The following is a 16,968-nucleotide window of genomic DNA, read 5'->3' as shown; positions in this document are numbered from 1 at the left end:
CATAAACTTGTGAAGACTGTAGGGTCACAGCGTGAGTGTCGAGGAGCCGACCATGACCGAGCTGTCCCATCACGACGAGGAAGAGGTCCACCTCTTCGTCGAGCGGATGGCGATGGCCTTCGCCGACGTGGGCTTCCCCCGGATGGCCGCCCGGGTCCTGTTCACCGTGATGAGCGCTGACGACCCGCTGACCGCCGCCGAGATCGCCGACCGGCTGGGCGTCAGCGCGGCGGCCGTGAGCGGCGCGGTCCGCTACCTCACCCAGTTCGCCATGCTGGTCCGCGAACCGGTCAAGGGCTCCCGGCGCGACCGCTACCGGATGCCGGACAACCCCTGGTACGAGGCGACCATCACCAAGACCAGCCTCTACAAGAACTTCATCGACATCGCCGGGGGTGGCGTCGACGCGTTGCGCGGGCGGAGCACCCCGGCCGGGGAACGGGTCGCCGAGATGCGGGACTTCTTCCTCTTCGTACAGGAAGAGGTGGAGTCGCTCGGCGACCGGTGGCGGGCCCGGCGTACCGCGACCGGGCACGGCGGCCCGGCCGGCGGCTGACCGTTCAGCGGGTGTTGCCCCAGCGGGCCTGCTCCAGCAGGTCCGCCGCCCGCTCCCGGGCCGCCGGGTCGTCGTCGGCGCGCAACAGCGCGGTCGCGGCGTCCACCGCCTCGGCGAGGCGCCGCCACTGGAGGTCCCGCTCCCGCACCAGGTCCGACTGGGCGGCGAGCTGCCGGGTCTTCACCCACAACTCGACGAAGACGGTCACCTTGGCCCGCAGCACCCACGGATCGAACGGCTTGGTCAGGTAGTCGACCGCACCGACCGCGTAGCCGCGCAGCGCGAGCTGGGCGTCCTTGTCCGCCGCGGTGAGGAAGATGATCGGTACGTGCCGGGTGCGCTCCCGCCGCTTGATGTGCGTGGCGGTCTCGAAGCCGTCCATGTCCGGCATCTGGGCGTCGAGCAGGATCACCGCGAAGTCGTCCACCAGCAACTGCTTGAGCGCGGCCTCACCGCTCTCCACCGCGACCGACTGCACCGGGAGCCCCTGGAGGATGGCCTCCAACGCCATCAGGTTCTCCCGCCGGTCGTCCACCAGCAGCGCCTTGGCCGTCTGCGTCACGCGTTCTCCTCGCCTCTGCTGCGGCCGATCCAGGACGCCATCAGCCCGATCAGCTCGTCCAGGTCCACCGGCTTGGTGATGTAGTCGCTGCCGCCGGCCGCGAGCGCCGACTCCCGGTCGCCGGGCATCGCCTTCGCGGTCAGGAACACGACCGGCAGGTCCGCGAACCGGTGGTTGCGGCGGATCTGCGCGGTCGTCTCGTAGCCGTCCTGATCCGGCATCATCGCGTCCATCAGCACGATGTCCACCTCCGGATGCTCGGCGAGCTGGCGCACCCCGTCCACCCCGTTGTCCGAGTACAACACGGTCATCCCGTGCAGTTCCAACGCGGAGGTCAGCGCGAACACGTTCCGGACGTCGTCGTCGATGATCAGGACGGTCACGCCGTCCAGCCGGCGGGTCGCCGGCGTCTCCTGCGGCTGCGGCAGCTCCATCGGCATGAGCAGCGACGACGACAGGCCCGCGCGGCTCGGCGACGGCGGCGCCGGCGCCACCACCGCGTCCGGCGCCAGCACATCCGGTACGAAGAGCGTGAAGGTCGAGCCCTGGCCGGGCGCGGACGACACGGTGATCGTGCCACCGAGCAGGCGGGCCAGGTCCCGGCTGATCGACAGGCCCAGCCCGGTGCCGCCGTAGCGCCGGCTGGTGGTGCCATCGGCCTGCTGGAACGCCTCGAAGATCAGCGAGAGCTTGTCGTCCGAGACGCCGATCCCGGTGTCGATGACGGTGAACGCGATGACCCGCTGGGCGTTGGTCAGCGCCGGCACGTCGAAGACCGCGTTCTCGGCGGCCGGCCCGATGCGCAACGTCACCGCCCCGTTGTCGGTGAACTTCACCGCGTTCGACAGCAGGTTGCGCAGGATCTGCTGCAACCGCTGGGCGTCGGTGACCAGGGCCGGCGGCAGCTCCCGGCTGACCCGGACCTGGAAGTCGAGCCCTTTCTCCTCGGCCTGCGGCGCGAACGCCTGCTCGACGTAGCCCCGGATCTCGGAGAAGTGGACCTCGGCCGGCTCCACGTCCATCCGGCCCGCCTCGATCTTGGAGAGGTCCAGGATGTCGTCGATCAGCGAGAGCAGGTCCGAGCCGGCGCTGTGAATGGTCCGGGCGAACTCGATCTGCTTCGCGCTGAGGTTCCGCTCCGGGTTCTCCGCCAGCAGCCGCGCCAGCAGCAGCAGCGAGTTCAGCGGCGTCCGCAGCTCGTGGCTCATGTTGGCCAGGAACTCCGACTTGTACGCCGACGCGCGGGTGAGCTGCTGCGCCTTCTCCTCCAGGCCGAGCCGGGCCAGCTCGATCTCCCGGTTCTGCGTCTCGATGTTGGCCTTCTGCTCCGACAGCAGCTTCGCCTTGTCCTCCAGCTCGGCGTTGGTGCGCTGCAACTCCGCCGACTGGTCCTGCATCTCGTGCGCCAGCCGCTGCGACTGCGCCAACAGCTCCTCCGTACGCCGGTTGGCCTGGATGGTGTTGACCGCGACGCCGATGGTCAGCACCAGCCGCTCCAGGAACGACAGGTGCAGCTCGGAGAAGGTGGTCACGCCGGCGAACTCGATCACGCCGAGCAGCTCGCCCTCGAACAGCACCGGCAGCACCACCAGGTCGGCCGGGGGCGTGTCGGCCAGCCCGGAGCGGACCACCAGCCGGCCGCCCGGCTGCGCCTTGACCCGGATCGTCCGGCGGGACAGCGCGGCCTGCCCGACCAGCCCCTCGCCGGGGCCGAACGTGACGTCGTGGCCCCGGGCCACGTAGCCGTAGGAGGCGGTGAGCCGCAGCCGCATGCTGCCCTCGGAGCTGTCCGCCAGGAAGAACGCGCCGAGCTGCGCGTCCACCAGCGGGGTCACCTCCATCATGATCATGCGGCAGACCTCGCCCAGGTCCCGCTGACCCTGGAGCAGGCCACCGATGCGGGCCAGGTTGGAGTCGAGCCAGCCCTGCTCGGCGTTCTTCTTGGTCGTCTCCCGGAGGGTGACGATCATCTGGTTGATGTTGTCCTTCAGCTCGGCGACCTCGCCCTGCGCCTTCACGTTGATCCGCTGGGTCAGGTCGCCCCGGGTCACCGACGTGGAGACCTGCGCGATGGCGCGCAACTGCGTGGTCAGCGTCGAGGCGAGCTGGTTGACGTTCTCGGTGAGGTCGCGCCAGGTGCCGGAGACGCCCTTCACCTGCGCCTGACCACCGAGCTTGCCCTCGGTGCCCACCTCACGCGCCACCCGGGTCACCTCGTCGGCGAACGACGAGAGCTGGTCCACCATCGTGTTGACGGTGTTCTTCAGCTCCAGGATCTCGCCCTGCGCGTCCACCGTGATCTTCTGGCCCAGGTCGCCCCGCGCCACCGCCGTGGTCACCGACGCGATGTTGCGGACCTGACTGGTCAGGTTCGACCCCATCGAGTTCACGTTGTCGGTCAGGTCGCGCCAGGTGCCGGAGACGCCCTTCACCTGCGCCTGACCACCGAGCTTGCCCTCGGTGCCCACCTCACGCGCCACCCGGGTCACCTCGTCCGCGAACGACGAGAGCTGGTCCACCATCGTGTTCACCGTGGACTTCAGCTCCAGGATCTCGCCCTGCGCGTCCACCGTGATCTTCTGCGACAGGTCGCCCTTGGCGACCGCGGTGGAGACCTGGGCGATGTTCCGCACCTGGGCGGTCAGGTTGGACGCCATCGAGTTCACGTTGTCGGTCAGGTCCCGCCAGGTGCCGGCCACGCCGCGTACCTGCGCCTGACCGCCGAGCTTGCCCTCGGTGCCCACCTCGCGCGCCACCCGCGTCACCTCGTCCGCGAACGACGAGAGCTGATCCACCATCGTGTTCACCGTGGACTTCAGCTCCAGGATCTCGCCCCGGGCGTCCACGGTGATCTTCTGCGACAGGTCGCCCTTCGCCACCGCCGTGGTGACCGACGCGATGTTGCGGACCTGACTGGTCAGGTTCGACGCCATCGAGTTCACGTTGTCGGTCAGGTCCCGCCACGTGCCGGAGACGCCCTTCACCTGCGCCTGACCACCCAGCTTGCCCTCGGTGCCCACCTCGCGCGCCACCCGGGTCACCTCGTCGGCGAACGACGAGAGCTGGTCCACCATCGTGTTCACGGTGTTCTTCAGCTCCAGGATCTCGCCCTGCGCGTCCACCGTGATCTTCTGACCCAGGTCGCCCTTCGCCACCGCGGTCGACACCTGCGAGATGTTCCGGACCTGGCTGGTCAGGTTGCCGGCGAGCTGGTTGACGTTCTCGGTGAGGTCGCGCCAGGTGCCGGAGACACCGCGTACCTGGGCCTGGCCGCCGAGCTTGCCCTCGATGCCGACCTCGCGGGCCACCCGCGTCACCTCGTCGGCGAACGACGAGAGCTGGTCCACCATCGTGTTCACGGTGTCCTTCAGCTCCAGGATCTCGCCCTGCGCCGCCACCGTGATCTTCTGACTGAGGTCGCCCTTCGCCACCGCCGTGGAGACCTGGGCGATGTTGCGGACCTGCGAGGTCAGGTTCGACGCCATCGAGTTGACGTTGTCGGTCAGGTCCTTCCAGGTGCCGGCCACGCCCGGCACCTGCGCCTGCCCGCCCAGCTTGCCCTCGGTGCCCACCTCACGCGCCACCCGGGTCACCTGCTCGGCGAACAGCCGCAGCGTGTCGGTGAGCGAGTTCATGGTGTCCGCCAGCTCGGCCACCTCGCCGCGCGCGCCGACGGTGATCTTCTGCGACAGGTCGCCCTTCGCCACCGCGGTCGCCACCTGGGAGATCGACCGCACCTGGCCGGTCAGGTTCGACGCCATGGTGTTCACCGAGTCGGTGAGGTCCTTCCAGGTGCCGGCGACGCCGCGCACGTCGGCCTGGCCGCCGAGCTTGCCCTCGGTGCCCACCTCACGGGCCACCCGCGTCACCTCGTCGGCGAACGACGAGAGCTGGTCGACCATGGTGTTCACGGTCCGGCCGATCCGCAGGTACTCACCGCGCAGCGGGCGCCCGTCGATCTCCAACGCCATGTGCTGGGACAGGTCGCCGTCGGCCACCGCCACGATGACCCGGGCGATCTCGGTGGCCGGCCGGCCCAGGTCGTCGATCAGCGAGTTGACCGCCCGCTGCCCCTCCGCCCAGGAGCCCTCCAGGCCCTCGTCGTCGAGGCGCTCGGTCAGCCGGCCGTCCCGGCCGACGATCCGGCTGATCCGGCGCAGGTCCAGCTGCTGCCGTTCCTGGAGCGACACCACGTCGTTGAACGCGTCGGCCACCTCGCCGGAGCGCCCCGCCCGTCGCGGCAGCCGGACCCGGAGGTCGCCGCGAGCCACCCGCTGCAACGCCTCGACCAGCTCGCCGAGGAGCGCCTCGTGGTCGGTGGCGGACGGATCCGCGCTCACCGACTGTTTCGCCGTGGTCATCATTCCTCGCTCAGCTCGGGGCCCACCGGCTCGTGCCGACACGCGGCCATCCCATCATTCTGCCGCGCGATCCGTCGAGGTCACGGCGGGCTCGGGGCGCGTCACGGACGGTATCCGCCCGAGTTTCCGGGTTCGGGCGAGGTGGTTGGCAGCCGGGGTGGCGGCGGTGGAGGATACGGAGGTGGCAGCGGATGCGGGGCCGGCCCACGGCGGCGGCGCGGACGAGCACGTCCGCCGCGTCCGCCTCCCCGCCGACCGGCGCACCCCCGCGGCGGCCCGGGCGCTGGTGCGGGCCATGCTCCTCGAAGCCGGCCTGCCCGAACTGCTCAACGAGGCGCTGCTGCTCACCACCGAGCTGACCACCAACGCGGTCGAGCACGCCCGCACCGAACTGGACATCGAGGTCGAGGCCGACCCCGCCGGGTTCACGGTCACCGTCACCGACTTCGCCTCCGGCCCGGTCGACGAACTGGTCGTCGGCGTGCGCAACACCACCGCCGACATCACCGAGGTGGCCGTGCGCGGTCGTGGCCTGCTGCTCGTCGACCACTTCGCCAGCCGGTGGGGCACCACGTACCTCCCCACCGGCAAGGGCGTCTGGTTCCGCCTGGACCGGCCCGGTCGGGGCGGGCCCGCCCGGCTGTCCGCCGCACCGGCCCGGGCCGGCACGGAACGCCCGGACCAGGGCACGCCGAGCGCCGCGGCGATGAGCGAGCTGATGCAGACCACCCCCGACGCGTACGCCGACGATCCGCTGCCCGAGTTCGCCGCCGGACTGCTGACCCGGGTCGGCGAGATGGTGGGCGCGGCCGGCGGCACGGTCCGACTGGACCGCGGGGACGGGCAGGGCACCCAGGTGTTCGCCCGCTACGGCCGGGCCCCCCGGGAGGGCAACGAGCTGCTGCGCGTCCCGCTCGCCGTGCACCGCCCGTACGCCGGCGAGCTGGAACTGGACGCGGCGCCCTCGGCGTACGCCCGGCCGCTCGCGGTGCTGGCCGCCGAGCGGCTGTCGCTGCACCTGGAGAACGACCGGCTGCGTCGCGCGGACGTCCGCCGGTCCGCCTGGCTGACCTTCCTCGCCGAGGCGAGCGAGCTGCTCGCCCAGTCGCTCGACGTCGAGCTGACCATGGCGCTCGTGCCGCAGCTCGTGGTGCCCCGGCTCGGTCAGTGGTGCGCGGTGCACACCACCGACGAGTGGGGGCGGCTGCGTCTCGCCGCGTCCAGCCACGCCGACGAGGCGATGCTGCCCCACCTGCACCGGGTCCTCGCCGAGACCGGCCCGGACTCGATCCAGTCCCGGCTGCGCGAGGCGTCCCGCAGCCAGACGCAGGTGCCGCTGGGCGGGCCGATGGAGGGCTTCGCCGTCCCGTTGATCGCCCGCGGGCAGCGGCTCGGCACGCTCGCCGTGGGCCGCCACCAGCGGCACCGGCACGACCCCGACGAGGTCTCGGTGCTGGAGGACGTGGCCCGGCGGGCCGCGCTCGCCATCGAGAACGCCCGCATCCACGCCGAGCGTCGCCGGGTCGCGCAGACGCTCCAGCAGTCGCTGCTGCCGCCGGTGCTGCCGGTGGTCGAGGGCATCGGCTTCGCCGCCGAGTACGTCCCGACCGGCGACGACGCCGAGGTCGGCGGCGACTTCTACGACGTGGTGCCGCTGCCGGACGGTCGCTGGCTGGTGGTGGTCGGGGACGTCTCCGGCAAGGGCGTGCAGGCCGCCGCCGTGACCGGCCTGGTCCGCGACGTGATCCGGGTGCTGGTGGGCGACGGCAAGCCGCTGCCGGAGGTGCTCGGCCGACTCAACGAGACGCTCGTCGAGCGGGGCGGCGGGCGCTACTGCACGCTCGCGCTGGCGGCGGTCACGCCCGGCGACGGTGACCAGCTCGACGTCTCCCTGCACCTGGCCGGCCACGACCGGCCGGTGCTGCTGCACGGCGGTGGCGGCGCGACGTTCGTCGGCGCCAGCGGCACCGCGCTCGGCCTGCTCGACACCATCACCACCCCGACGGCCGAGTTGGCGCTCAAGCCGGGCGACGCGCTCATCTTCTACACCGACGGGGTGACCGAGCGGCGGCGCGGCCGGGAGCTGTTCGGCACCGAGCGGCTGCGTGAGTCCGCGGCGCCGCTGGCCGGCTATTCCGCCGACGTGGTCGCCGCCCGTCTGCGCGCCGCCACCATCGCGTTCTCCGCCGAGCCTCCGCGCGACGACATCGCCGTCCTGGTGCTCCGCAACGACATCCCCTGACCGTCCACGCGGCTCGGGTCAGAGGCCGCCGGGGAGGCGGCCGGGGGCCAGCCGACGGTGCGGATCCAGGTGCGCCTTGGCGCTGCGCAGTCGCGGCAACGCGGGCAGCTCGCCCCAGAGGTCGACGCTGCGGCGCACCAGGGCCGGCGCCGCCACCACCACGCACCGGCCCTGCCGGGCGATCAGCACGCTGCGGACCGCGGTGAGGATCGAGGCGACCCGCTCGGGTGCCAGCGATCCGGGCAGGGCGGCGTACGCGGACCCGATCCCGGCGGAGCCGCGCACCGGCATCGGGGTGCCGGCGGCGTCGCGCAACGCGTAGACCGCGGCGTGCAGGTCGGTGGCGGGCAGGTCGATGCGCAGCGCGGTGTCGCCCGGGGCGAACGGATAACGGCCCCACCACTCGGGCGCGTGGCGGTTGACCACGGCGTCGCCGCCGAGCACGGCGATCAGTCGCTCGGCGCGTGCCGTCACGTCGGACGGGCCGCCCTCCAGCAGCACCACCAGGCTGCCCACCGCCGGCCGCCCGGTGACGGCCGGATGGTCGGGGCGGCCGACCACCGAGGGATGGCTGGCGGGGATCCGACGGCGGGGCAGGGGGATCGGGACCGGCAGGTCCAGCTCGACGGCGGCCGGATCGACCCCGGCGGCCTGCACCGCGCGGACCAGGTCGGGCAACTCCAGCGGCGACCAGAGCGGGCGGGACACCCAGACCCGGCCGACCGGCGCCGCGTGCACCCGCATGGTGGCCGAGACCAGCACGCCGAGGCCGCCCTGCGAGCCGCAGAGCAGCCGGGCCACGTCCAGCCCCGGCAGGCCACCGGACCCGAGGACCGCGTCACCACCACCGGCAAGCGGGCCGCCGGCACCGAGGCCACCACCGGCCGCACCGACGGCGACGAGGCCACCGAGGTCGAAGCCGCCCGTCGGGGCCGCGCGTTCGAGGCGTGCCGTGCCGGACTCGCCGACGCTGACCAGCTCGCCGTCGGCGTCGAGGTAACGCACGCCGACGAGTTGCGCGCACGGGCTGCCGTGCCGGTGGCGCAACGGGCCGGCCTCGTCGGCGGCCAGCACCCCGCCCAGCGTCGCCCCCGGCGAGGGCGCGTCGACCGGGAGCCGCCGGCCGGTGCGGCCCAGCGTGGCCTGGACGGCCCGCAGCGGCGTGCCGGCGCCGATCTCGGCCACCGCGGCGTCCCTCGGCTCGTGCCAGACGCCGGCCAGCCGGCCGGTGTCGAGCATGATGTCGACCCCGGCCGGGGCGGCACCCCAGTCGATCTTCGTGCCGGCGCCGCGCGGCACCACGGTCAGGTCGTGCGCCGCCGCCAACCGGAGCACCTCGGCGGCGGCACGCGGGCCGCCCGGCACGGCCACCCAGCGGGCGGTGCGGCCGGCCACCTCGTCGGCCGGGCCGGCGAAACGGGCGAACGGACGGCCGCAGATCTCGGCCAGCTTCCGGGTGATCTCGAGGGCTCCGGGTCGGTCGGTGGAACGCGCAGCAGCCGCCATGGCGGCAATCGTACACATGTTCGAAAATGCTGGCGGCGCGTCGCGGGCTTCGCGCGGCGCGGAGCCCGGCGGCGGTCCGCCGACCGGTAACGTGACGCCGTGACCACGACCCCACAGCCCACGGCGAAGCGCGTTCCGGCCGAGCGGACCCACCACGGTGACACCGTCGTCGACGAGTACGCCTGGCTCGCCGCCAAGGACGACCCGGAGACGATCGCCTACCTGGAGGCCGAGAACGCCTACACCGAGGCGCGCACCGCGCACCTGGCCGAGCTGCGGGCCGAGCTGTTCGAGGAGACGCGCCGACGCACCCAGGAGACCGACCTGTCGGTGCCGACCCGCAAGGACGGCCACTGGTACTACACCCGCACGGTCGAGGGGCAGCAGTACGGCGTGCGCTGCCGCCGCGCCGTCCGCCCCGGTGAGACCACGCCCCCGGTCAGCGCGGACGGCGCCCCGCTCGACGGCGAGGAGGTGCTGCTCGACGGCAACCAGCTCGCCGAGGGGCACGACTTCTTCTCGCTCGGCGCGTTCGACGTGAGCCCGGACGGCCGCTGGCTGGCCTACTCCACCGACTTCTCCGGCGACGAGCGGTTCACGCTGCGGATCAAAGACCTGTCCACCGGCGAGCTGCTGCCCGACGAGGTGCCCGACACGTTCTACGGCACGGCGTGGTCCGGCGACGCCTCCACGCTGTTCTACGTCACCGTGGACGACGCGTGGCGGCCGAACCGGGTGTGGCGGCACACCGTCGGCACCGGCCCGGGCGAGGACGTGGTGGTCCACCAGGAGGACGACGAGCGGTTCTGGGTGGGCGTCGAGCTGACCCGCTCCGAGCGCTTCGTGCTCATCGACATCCACAGCAAGATCACCAGCGAGGTCCGGGTCATCCCGGCGGCCAACCCCACCGGCGAGCCGGCGATCGTGGCCCCACGGCGGCAGGGCGTCGAGTACGCGGTCGAGCACCACGGCCACCGCTTCCTGATCCTGCACAACGACGGCGCGGAGGACTTCGCGCTGGCGTACACCTCGGCCGACGCGCCGGGCGACTGGACGCCGCTGATCCCGCACACGCCGGGCACCCGGCTGGAGTCGGTCGACGCGTTCGAGAACCATCTCGTGGTCTCGCTGCGCAGCAACGGGCTCACCGGGCTGCGGGTGGTGCCGGTCGGCAGCGACGACAGCTGGGACATCGACTTCCCCGAGCCGATCTACAGCGTCGGGCTGGACGCGAACCCGGAATACCGCACCGGCGCGATCCGACTGCGCTACGCCTCGCTGGTCACGCCCGAGTCGATCTACGACTACGACCTGACCGGCCGCGAGCTGACGCTGCTGCGACGCAAGCCGGTACGCCCCGGCCCGGACGGGCGGGCCTACGACCCGGCCGACTACGAGCAGCACCGGGACTGGGCGCTGGCCGACGACGGCACCCGGGTGCCGATCTCCCTGGTCTGCCGCCGGGACACCCCGCGCGACGGTTCCGCGCCGGCGGTCATCTACGGCTACGGATCGTACGAGGCCAGCATGGACCCGTGGTTCTCGATCCCCCGGCTGAGCCTGCTCGACCGCGGCGTCATCTTCGCGGTCGCGCACATCCGCGGCGGTGGCGAACTGGGCCGCCGCTGGTACGACGAGGGCAAGCTGCTGGCCAAGAAGAACACGTTCACCGACTTCGTGGCCTGCGCCCGACACCTGGTCAAGGCCGGCTGGACGGCGAGCGACCGGCTGGTCGCCCGGGGCGCCTCGGCCGGTGGCCTGCTGATGGGCGCGGTGGCCAACCTGGCCCCGGACGCGTTCGCCGGGATCGTCGCGCAGGTGCCGTTCGTGGACGCGCTCTCCTCGATCCTCGACCCGTCGCTGCCGCTGACGGTCACCGAGTGGGAGGAGTGGGGCAACCCGCTGGACGACCCCGAGGTCTACGCGTACATGAAGTCGTACACCCCGTACGAGAACGTGACGTCGGCCGACTACCCGGCGATCCTGGCGGTGACCAGCCTCAACGACACCCGGGTGCTCTACCACGAGCCGGCCAAGTGGATCGCCCGGCTGCGCGCGCTCGCCCCGCAGGGCGACTACCTGCTCAAGACCGAGATGGGCGCCGGCCACGGCGGGCCCAGCGGCCGGTACGACTCCTGGCGCGAGGAGGCGTTCGTCAACGCGTGGACGCTGGACCGCCTCGGCCGCGGGTAAGGAGGGGCCCCTTCCTAACGCCTTCTGCATAGGCGGGGCCCCTTCTTGACAGGCAAGTGTCAGGCAGGGCCCCGCCTGACCTCCCCAGCGCCGCGGACAGCACGTGCGGTCGAGCCCGGCCCTAGACTGCCCGGGTGAGCGACGAGGAGCAGCCGGCGGCGCGGCGGGGGCCGACCTGGCTGATCCTCGTGGTGGTCGCCGCCGTACTCGTGGTCTGCTGCTGCTCGACCGTTGTCGGCCTGGCCGTCGCCGGCTCCGCCGGACTGCTCGGCCGCTGAGCCCGCCGGCTCAGGTGGCGCGCAGCTCCTCCACTGACGTGGCGGCGCGCAGGAAGAGCAGGCCGGCCACGACCGTGACCAGCACCGCCGCCAGCCCACCCGCCGCGAACCAGGCGAGCTGCTCCCACGGCACGTCCGGCGTGACCGTCACCTTCGGCACCCATTCGGTACGCGGCTCGCCGCCGTTCGTGCCGCACCCCGCTGTGCCGGCGGCGCAGACCTGCTGCACGAAGCCGCCGCCACTGGGTGCCGGCATCAGGCCGGCGACCAGCAGGTAGCCGACGGCCAGCGCGAGCCCGATCGCCGGCACCGCCGGGGCGAGCGCCGCCCAGAGCAGCGCACGGCCGATGGTGGGTCGGGGCACGCCGGTGGCCACCTGGGCCGCGTATGCCCGCCGTCGGCTGGTGATGCCCTCGACCACGGCCACCAGCAGCCCGCCCGCGGCGATCGCCATGGCCACCGCGACGGCCAGGTCGACCAGGTCCATCGCGCCGAGGTAGAAGTCCGGGTTGGACAGGCCACCGCCGGTGCGACGGTCCAGTTCCGTCTCGGCCTGGAAGTCGGCCCGTACCCCGGCGGCCCCGGCCCCGAAGATCAGCGCGGCCAGCAGCGCGGCGAACGTGCGGCTGCCGGCCCACGGGTCGGCGATGAGCCGGCGCGCGGCGAGCAGCGCGGCCGGACCGCGCCCGTGGCGGTGCAGCAACCGCCCGGTGGTGTACGAGATCCAGCCGGTGCCCGACACCACGCCGATCATGGCGGTCAGCCCGCCGAACGTCAGCAGCAGCGGCACCACCGAGTCGGGCGGTGCCTGGTCACGCCGCTCGTACCACAGCCCGATCGGCCGGATCGCGGCGAACGACGCCAGCGCGACCAGGATGAGCAGGCCCGGCCACGGCCACGGCGCCTTCGTGCGGACCCGGCGCACCACGCCGAACGGGGTGGTGGTGACGCGGCGCAGCAGCAACGCGCTGGCCAACGCGGCGACCAGCGGCAGGCCGAGCACCACGGCGGCCACGGCCACCGGGCCCGGGTGCACGTCGGTGGGAAGCGGCAGCCGCCCGTCGGCGGCCGGCCGGTGCAGCAGCCGACGGCCGACCTCGAACACGACCAGGCCGGCGCCGGTGCCGAGCAGGCTCGCCACACCGGTCTCGGCGACCGCGAGCCCGGTGACCTGGCCCGGGGTGGCCCCGGCCAGCCGCAGCGCGGCCAGCCGTCGGTCGCGCCCGGGCGCGCCGAGGCGGGCGCACTGCCCGGCCAGCCCGAGCACCGGCACGCAGAGCAGCAGCAACGCGACCGCCACGCCGGGCCGCAGGCCGGGCTCGCGCAGCAGCCCGTTGGTGTACTGCGCGGACTCCGTCCAGTCGTGACCGGGCGGTTTCGCCACCGCCAGCACGGTCAGCGCGGCCAGTCCGGCCAGCGTCGCCAGCGCGGCGCTCAACGCGGTCAGTGCCACCCGCGCGCCGTCCGTGCGGGTGCCGGCCAGGGTGAGTCGCAGCAGCGTGCCCGGCCTCACCGCGTGCCGCCCGGCAACGCCGGATCGAGACCCAGCCCGCTGTGGTCGACCATGCCGTCGCGCAGGCTGACCTCCCGGTCGGCGTACCCGGCGATCCGCGGCTCGTGCGTGATCAGCACGACCGTGGTGCGTTGCTCCCGGGCCAGCCGGACCAACTGGGTGAGCACCTGCTCGCCGGCGAGCGTGTCGAGCGCGCCGGTGGGCTCGTCGGCGAAGAGCACCCGCGGCTCGGTGACCAGCGCCCGGGACAGCGCGCAGCGCTGCTGCTGCCCGCCGGACATCTCGCCGGGCCGGACGTCGGCGACCTCGGCCACGCCGAGCCGTTCCAGCCAGGTGAGCGCCGCCGTCCGCGCCGCCCGTCGTCCCGTGCCGGCGAGAAGCAGCGGAAGCGCGACGTTCTCCGCCGCGGTCAGCTCGGCGACGAGCTGACCGAACTGGAACAGCACCCCGAACTCGGTGCGGCGCAGCCGGGAGCGGGCCGACTCCGACCACGTGTCGATCCGCTCTCCCCGCCAGGTCACCTGGCCCGCGTCGGGGCGCAGGATGCCGGCCAGACAGTGCAGCAGCGTGGACTTGCCGCAGCCGCTCGGACCGGTCACCGCGAGGATCTCGCCCTCGGCCACGTCGAGCGTCACGCCGCGCAGCGCCGGTGTCGGGCCGTACGCCCGGACCACGCCGCGCGCTTCCAGGAACGTCACGAGTGCACCTCCCGGTGCCAGTCGGCGACCCGGTCCAGGGTGGTGTGCAGCCACCGCAGGTCCGCGTCGAGGTGAGCGATGGCGAAGTCGGCGGCGACCACCTCGTCGAGGTGGGAACCGGGGGTGGTCTTGACGGCGGTCAGCTCGCGCAGCCGTGCGGTGTGCGCCCGGCGCTGGGCGATCAGGTAGGCGCGGGCCTGGTCGGCGTCGGCCACCAGCAACGCGACCACCACCTTGGCGAAGAGCGTGCTGGCCACGTACGGCATCGGTGGCTCGACGGTGGCCAGCCACCGGTCGAGCGTGGCCCGTCCGTCGTCGGTGAGCGCGTAGGCGGTGCGGTCCGGGCCGCCCTCCCGGCCCTGGCCGGCCGGCGTCACCAGGCCGTCGCGGTGCAGCCGGGCCAGCGTGGCGTAGACCTGGCCGAAGGCCAGCGGTCGGGCCCGGGGCAGCCGCTCGTCGTGGGCGCGCTTCAGCTCGTAGCCGTGGCGTGGCCCGGCGGCGAGCAGCCCGAGCAGAACGTGCTGAGTGGACACGGCATCACTATTCGCTGAGCGAATAGCGGTGTCAAGAGCGGCCCGCGTCGGCCCGGGCCGACGCGGGCCGGTCGGTTCAGCGGCTCCAGGCCGGGTCGCGCCCGGTCCGGCCCAGCAGTGCGTCCACCGTGCCCGGGGCCGCGGCGGTCGGCACCGGCGCGGCGAACACGCCCATCCGCTGACCCATGTCGCCCCGCTCGTCCAGGAACTCGTGCAGGGCCGTCACCACCGACGGGTCCACGGTGAACTCCTGGTCGGTGGCACGGGCCAGGTCCCAGCCGTGCACGGTGAGATCGATCAGAGCCATCGACCCGATCGTCTTCTGGGGCACGCCCATGCCCGCCGAGACGCCCTCCAGCACGGCCGGGTCCGACCACGTCTCGACCAACCGCGCCGCCTCCTTCGGGAACCGGTCCCGCCAGCCACTGGTCAGGTGGTCGGTCCGGACCGACCAGTCGACCTCCTCGCGCCGGGCCAGCGCCTCGAAGTTGACCACCACGTCGAACAGGTGGTTGAGCAGGTCACGCACCGTGTAGTCACGGCACGGCGTGGGTCGGTCGAGGTGGTCGTCGGAGATCCCCCGCACCACCGCCACCGTGCCCGGCTCGGCGAGGGCCAGCAGCTCACTAGTCTTCGTACTCATAGGACCCAGGGTATGGGGGCGGTCTTGAAGAAATGCGACACCCGAACCGCGGCGGGCGGGCGCATCGGTCGGATCGAAATCGATGCAATGCGCTGCGTAACCGCGGTCGGCGCCGTCGAGGTGAGGCCGGACCGCCTTTGCTCTGCAGCCACGGACGCATCGCGCACGTAAGGTGACGACGCCCCCCGACCGCCGCAGCACCGCTCGACCCGAAGACCCTGCTCAAGACCGTGCTGCGCCGGTGGCTGCAGAGCAAAGGCGGCGGAAGCCTTCACCCACCGCCCGAGCCGACGGACACCGTCAGTAACCACTGCGGACAACTACGGTGAGTGGTCGACCGGAAGTCAGCGGCGGCGGACCGCCACCACCGCGACATCGTCGTGGATCTCCGGCGGCGCCAGCTCGATCAGCAGCCGCTGGCAGAACTGGTCGAGGTCGTCGTCCACCCGGGTGGCCACCACGCCGAGCGCGGCCATCCCGTCGTCGATGGTGGCGTCCCGACGCTCGATCAGCCCGTCGGTGTAGAGGACGAGCGTGGCGCCGGCCGGCAGCACGAACTCCAGGTCGGGCGGGCGGGGCGCGCGCACGCCGAGCAACGCCGCGGACTGCGAGACGAACTCGACCCGCCCGTCCCGGCTCAGCAGCGGCGGCAGGTGCCCGGCGCTGGCCATCCGGATCAGCCCGGTGCCCGGGTGGAGCAGCAGCACACAGATGGTGGCCAGCTCGTTCGGCAGCAGCGTCCGCATCAGCTCGTTGACCCGGTCCAGGATCATGCCCGGCTGGTGCCCCTCGACCGCGTACGCCCGGACCGCGTGCCGCAGCTCGGCCATCACGGTGGCGGCGTGCAGCGAGTGCCCGGCCACGTCGCCGATCGCCACCAGCAGGTGCCCGTCGAGCATCACCAGCTCGTAGAAGTCCCCGCCCACCTCGGTCTGGGCGCTCGCCGGCTCGTAGCGGACGGCCAGGTCCAGGCCGGCCACCTCGGGCAGCCGCCGCGGCAGCAGGCTGCGCTGGAGCGTCACCGCGATCCGATGCTCCTCGTCGAAGGAACGCTGTGCCTCCACCGCGGACGCCACCGCCTGGGCGAGCTGCACCAGCACCGGCGTCTGCACGGTCTGGGTGGACGTCGGCACCACCACGTAGAGCGGGGCCCGGTCCTCCCGCAGCCGCGAGGCGGCCACGGTCACCGTGTCCCCCTCCGGCCAGTCGGTCAACGGCCAGTTGCCCGGCTGGTCCACCCACACCCGGGTGCCGATCGGCACGCCGGTGTCGTCCACCACCCACGGCACGATCCCGGCCGGCGTGTGCGGGTCGGCGGCCACGCCCGCCAGGCAGTCCCCGTCGAACGTCTCGGCGACCACCGCCGCCGGCGACCGGAAGATCCGCGCGGCGCCGGACGCGGCGGCCTCCAGCAGCCGGACGAAGTTCGACGACGCGTGCATCTCCACCGTGGCGTCGGCCAGCGCGGCCAACCGCTCGGCGAGCTGCTCGGCCCGCCGCCGGGCCTGGTAGTAGCGCAGCACCGCGTGCGCGGTGGCGACCAGTTCCTCCGGCTCGATCGGCTCGGCCAGGTACGCGTCCGCGCCCCGGGTGAGCCCCTGCGCCCGGTCGACCACGTCCACCGCGTGCGCGGAGACGTGGATGACCGGCACCGACGGATGCGCCTCCTTGATCCGCTCGCAGACCTCGAAGCCGCTCATGTCCGGCAGTCGCACGTCGAGCACGACCAGATCGACCGGCTCCCGGGCCACCCGCTCCAGCGCCGCCGTGCCGTTCTCGGCCTCCACGGTCACGAACCCGGCCCGGGTGAGCCAGTTCACCAGCAGGTAACGCTTCGGGCCGCTGTCGTCGACCACCAGCACCGTCGCCGGCCCGCCCTCCAC

The 16,968-nt window shown here is 73.1% G+C and carries 12 protein-coding genes; 4 read left to right on the top strand and 8 right to left on the bottom strand.

The genetic code is table 11. From position 1 onward, the window contains the following. The first annotated feature begins 31 nt into the window (after nt 1-31). On the top strand, nt 32-556 hold the full coding sequence (locus tag OG767_RS02775) for a GbsR/MarR family transcriptional regulator (protein ID WP_405092012.1): 525 nt from the start codon (nt 32-34) through the stop codon (nt 554-556). Nucleotides 557-560: 4 nt separating this feature from the next. On the opposite strand, the gene OG767_RS02770 is transcribed toward OG767_RS02775, so the two are convergent. Both OG767_RS02770 and OG767_RS02765 read right to left on the bottom strand, forming a co-directional pair. Next, nucleotides 561-1,118 carry a two-component system response regulator gene (locus tag OG767_RS02770; protein ID WP_281943698.1) on the bottom strand — a complete coding sequence of 186 codons (558 nt, stop codon included), beginning with the start codon at nt 1,116-1,118 and terminating at the stop codon, nt 561-563. Then, nucleotides 1,115-5,479 carry a HAMP domain-containing protein gene (locus OG767_RS02765; protein ID WP_405092011.1) on the bottom strand — a complete coding sequence of 1,455 codons (4,365 nt, stop codon included), beginning with the start codon at nt 5,477-5,479 and terminating at the stop codon, nt 1,115-1,117. The genes OG767_RS02770 and OG767_RS02765 overlap by 4 nt, the downstream gene beginning before the upstream one ends. A gap of 181 nt (nt 5,480-5,660) precedes the next feature. On the opposite strand from OG767_RS02765, the gene OG767_RS02760 reads away from it, so the two are divergent. After that, complete coding sequence (locus tag OG767_RS02760; RefSeq protein WP_405092010.1) at nt 5,661-7,721, top strand: SpoIIE family protein phosphatase; 2,061 nt, start codon at nt 5,661-5,663, stop codon at nt 7,719-7,721. Between the two features lie 18 nt (nt 7,722-7,739). Here OG767_RS02760 and OG767_RS02755 read toward each other — a convergent pair whose 3' ends face one another. Further along, nucleotides 7,740-9,227, bottom strand: a complete 1,488-nt coding sequence (locus tag OG767_RS02755; protein WP_405092009.1) for an FAD-binding oxidoreductase — start codon at nt 9,225-9,227, stop codon at nt 7,740-7,742. 99 nt (nt 9,228-9,326) lie between these two features. Here OG767_RS02755 and OG767_RS02750 point away from each other — a divergent pair, with 99 nt between their 5' ends. Further along, nucleotides 9,327-11,420, top strand: coding sequence for a S9 family peptidase (locus OG767_RS02750; protein WP_405092008.1), 2,094 nt, complete (start codon nt 9,327-9,329; stop codon nt 11,418-11,420). Nucleotides 11,421-11,554: 134 nt separating this feature from the next. Then, nucleotides 11,555-11,698 carry a hypothetical protein gene (locus OG767_RS02745; RefSeq protein WP_405092007.1) on the top strand — a complete coding sequence of 48 codons (144 nt, stop codon included), beginning with the start codon at nt 11,555-11,557 and terminating at the stop codon, nt 11,696-11,698. 10 nt (nt 11,699-11,708) lie between these two features. Here the strand turns inward: OG767_RS02745 and OG767_RS02740 are convergent, their stop codons facing one another. From OG767_RS02740 to OG767_RS02720, 5 genes are all read right to left on the bottom strand, one after another. Then, nucleotides 11,709-13,211, bottom strand: a complete 1,503-nt coding sequence (locus OG767_RS02740; protein WP_405092006.1) for an FtsX-like permease family protein — start codon at nt 13,209-13,211, stop codon at nt 11,709-11,711. Beyond that, nucleotides 13,208-13,909 carry an ABC transporter ATP-binding protein gene (locus OG767_RS02735; RefSeq protein WP_405092005.1) on the bottom strand — a complete coding sequence of 234 codons (702 nt, stop codon included), beginning with the start codon at nt 13,907-13,909 and terminating at the stop codon, nt 13,208-13,210. Before OG767_RS02735 ends, OG767_RS02740 begins: the two co-directional genes overlap by 4 nt. Beyond that, nucleotides 13,906-14,442 carry a PadR family transcriptional regulator gene (locus OG767_RS02730; RefSeq protein ID WP_405092004.1) on the bottom strand — a complete coding sequence of 179 codons (537 nt, stop codon included), beginning with the start codon at nt 14,440-14,442 and terminating at the stop codon, nt 13,906-13,908. Before OG767_RS02730 ends, OG767_RS02735 begins: the two co-directional genes overlap by 4 nt. A 76-nt stretch (nt 14,443-14,518) precedes the next feature. Beyond that, nucleotides 14,519-15,085: a TIGR03086 family metal-binding protein gene (locus OG767_RS02725; RefSeq protein WP_405092003.1), complete on the bottom strand. Its 567-nt coding sequence runs from the start codon at nt 15,083-15,085 to the stop codon at nt 14,519-14,521. A gap of 344 nt (nt 15,086-15,429) precedes the next feature. Continuing rightward, nucleotides 15,430-16,968 (bottom strand): SpoIIE family protein phosphatase, encoded by a 1,539-nt coding sequence (locus OG767_RS02720; protein WP_405094116.1) that lies wholly within the window; start codon nt 16,966-16,968, stop codon nt 15,430-15,432.

This window comes from Micromonospora sp. NBC_01392, from assembly GCF_045040125.1.
Lineage (GTDB): Bacteria > Actinomycetota > Actinomycetes > Mycobacteriales > Micromonosporaceae > Micromonospora.
The sequence above is the reverse complement of the archived record's forward strand: the minus strand, read 5'-3'. Positions and strand labels throughout refer to the sequence as shown.

Bases quoted from the DNA above. Each gene is read 5' to 3' on its own strand.
- OG767_RS02765 (WP_405092011.1), bottom strand. From the start codon at position 5,479: ATGACCACGGCGAAACAGTCGGTGAGCGCGGATCCGTCCGCCACCGAC.
- OG767_RS02755 (WP_405092009.1), bottom strand. From the start codon at position 9,227: ATGGCGGCTGCTGCGCGTTCCACCGACCGACCCGGAGCCCTCGAGATC.
- OG767_RS02725 (WP_405092003.1), bottom strand. From the start codon at position 15,085: ATGAGTACGAAGACTAGTGAGCTGCTGGCCCTCGCCGAGCCGGGCACG.